We start from the raw sequence: 1130 nt of genomic DNA, 5'->3' as shown, positions 1-1130 counted from the left end.
TTGCTCTGCGCAAATCTCTTGCGCTCGTTGGATTGAAGCTCTCTGTGCTGCTTCGTAGCGTCAAGTCTGGCAATCGCTTCATCAAGCTTGGCTTCGATCTCTTCGTCCGAGATCAATTCGCGCACGTTATCTAGGTTCACTCGGCGAACCAGAACATCCGCCACTTCATCATGGTCATTTTGGAGTGCAGCAAACAAGCCGGCCTCTGGATAGGCGGTCTTGTGGGCGAACTCCAAGATCGACTTGACCATTCCTGCATCGCCCTTCGTTGCTGCAGCGAACAGTGCGTTCTCGCCAAAGTCTCGTGGCGCATGCCCTGTTCTGACGATCGCCCAAAGTATCGTCCGCACCAGCTGTTCATGACCTTTCGCAGCAGCGACGTTGAGACCCAACGAAAAGGTGTCTTCCGGATCCGGAAGACCAGCTTCGATCAAGAATTCAACGACGTCGACATGATTGTTCTCGGCCGCCGCCGCAAAGCCATGCAGCGCACATTGGATCTTCGATGAAAAAGGCAGCAAATGCTTGACCGCTTCCAAGTGGCCTTCCCGACAAGCGGCGATCAGCGCCCGGCTGTCCTGGGCCTTGGCGTCTGAGAAAATGACCAACTGAAAGACAACAGCTGCGTGGCCATGGAGCGCGGCTTCATACAACGCCTGAGAGTCGCTTTGAAGAGGATTGCATTCTTTGAGCAGGCGTTTGACGCACTCCGTGTGCCCGTGCCTGGCAGCAAGCACCAATGCCTCGTCATCCTCTGCGTCGCAAAACGCCATGAGCTGCTCAACTGCCCGCACCGAACCCGCCTTGGCAGCCACATCAAGCGGATAGACCGCAAACGACTTCGACAACAGTGGCACCAGTTGATCAACCAAGCCTTCTTTGCCGCTCTTGATCGCTACCTCAACGGCGTAGCGTGCCGCAGCATCGATGTCACCCTGAGCCTGACAAAGCGACTGCACATATGTCTCGCTTCCCTGCTTCACTGCTTGTCTAATATTTCTTCTAGGGCCTGTTAACACATCCGAAGCCCATCAACGACTAGGACGAAGCTGAGGAATCCAAGGAACATGACATCCAGCTTCTCGAAGCGCGAGAAAATCCGGCGGTAGCCTTTCAAGCGACGGAACAGT

General features: G+C 55.0%; 1 protein-coding gene and 1 pseudogene. Both read right to left on the bottom strand.

All coding sequences use genetic code 11. From position 1 onward, the window contains the following. Positions 1 to 983, bottom strand: a 983-nt coding sequence (locus F7R02_RS25490; protein ID WP_235900997.1) for an ankyrin repeat domain-containing protein, incomplete at its 3' end; no start/stop codon positions are given. A gap of 29 nt (positions 984 to 1012) precedes the next feature. Further along, positions 1013 to 1130 (bottom strand): annotated as a pseudogene (locus tag F7R02_RS25485) (IS5-like element ISCARN85 family transposase); the annotation flags it as partial.

Source organism: Xanthomonas cissicola, from assembly GCF_008801575.1.
Classification (GTDB): domain Bacteria; phylum Pseudomonadota; class Gammaproteobacteria; order Xanthomonadales; family Xanthomonadaceae; genus Xanthomonas; species Xanthomonas cissicola.
The sequence above is the reverse complement of the archived record's forward strand: the minus strand, read 5'-3'. Positions and strand labels throughout refer to the sequence as shown.